The following is a 1273-nucleotide window of genomic DNA, read 5'->3' as shown; positions in this document are numbered from 1 at the left end:
CCACGGTGCGGCACCGGACCGTGCGGACCAAGGGCGCGCTCTCACCGATCACCGCCAGGCTGATGGTGTTCAAGCTCGTGATGGCGGCCGCAAAATCCTGGCGGCGACTGAAGGGCGAAAACCAGTTGCCCAAGGTCGTCGCCGGTGTCACCTTCCGCGACGGGACCGAGGTCATCGCGCGCCCAGATCACCGCGCCGCCTGACCGCCGCCGTCACCCAAAATCCCGCATAGCTCGGCACGGACCTTGGGGTGCTTGTGGACGGCATAGTTGTCCATGATCGCGTGGACGATCTTGCCCGCCGGAACCGCCGCCTCGACCGCGTTGAGGAAGCGGATGAACTCCTGATGCCGGTGACGCTGCATACAGCGGCCGATCACCTTGCCCTCCAAGACGTCCAGGGCGGCGAACAGGGTCGTGGTGCCGTGGCGCTTGTAGTCGTGGGTGCGCGTCGTCGGCTGGCCCGGCTTCATCGGCAACGGCTCCTGCGTGCGGGCGAGCGCCTGAATTTGGGTCTCCTCGTCGACCGAGAGCACAACGGCATGGGCAGGCGGGTCGACGTAGAGCCCGACGACATCGCGCAGTTTGGCGGCGAAGGCCGGGTCGGTGGAGAGCTTGAACTGCCGGACCCGATGCGGCTGCAGACCGTGACCGCGCCAGATCCGCTGCACCGACGAAATGCTGATGGCCGCGACCTTGCTCATGGCGGCGGCCGTCCAATGCGTGGTCTCGCCGGGCGGATCTCCTTGCGTCAGAGTCACCACGCGCGCCGCCACCTCCGGCCCCAGCGGCGGGATGCGCGCCGGCCGCGTCTTGTCCCGAAGAAGCCCGTCTACACCCTCCTGCGCGAAGCGGTCCTGCCAGCGCCAGACCACCGTCTTGGATACGCCCGCCTCACGCATGATCGCGTGCGTCCCGAGCCCATCGGCGCTCAGCAGCACGATGCGGGCGCGCCAGACGTGCTTCTGCGGCGTGTTTCGATCCACAACCAGTGCTTCGAGCCGAAGGCGATCCGAACTGGAGAGCGTGAAGGAGATGCCGCTGCGCATCCCGCCAGACTCGCAGGATGGGCCTCAAACCGAAACCCCACACGGACTCAACCGTCAGGGCTCAACCACTAGATGTGATAGCCGCTGCTCAGCCCCCACTCCAGCGAACGATCCCTTCGAACGTGCGCTTCAGAATAGCTCTGACGTCTTTCGCGCGATCCCTCGAATAGGGGTAATTGCTCAGGTCCTTGGGCGTGGTGGTTGGACGTGGGCTGCGGGACGGAG

Annotated in this window: 2 pseudogenes; one reads left to right on the top strand and one right to left on the bottom strand. The window is 66.5% G+C overall.

The window, feature by feature from the left end:
• Positions 1 to 203 (top strand): annotated as a pseudogene (locus G3T14_RS24155) (IS256 family transposase); the annotation flags it as partial.
• Positions 204 to 229: 26 nt separating this feature from the next.
• Here the strand turns inward: G3T14_RS24155 and G3T14_RS24150 are convergent.
• A pseudogene (locus G3T14_RS24150) lies at positions 230 to 1048 on the bottom strand (IS630 family transposase); the annotation flags it as partial.
• Positions 1049 to 1273 lie beyond the last annotated feature (225 nt).

The organism is Methylobacterium sp. BTF04 (assembly GCF_010692745.1).
GTDB lineage: Bacteria > Pseudomonadota > Alphaproteobacteria > Rhizobiales > Beijerinckiaceae > Methylobacterium.
Note: the sequence above shows the minus strand (reverse complement) of the source record. Positions and strands in the feature narration are given on the sequence as shown.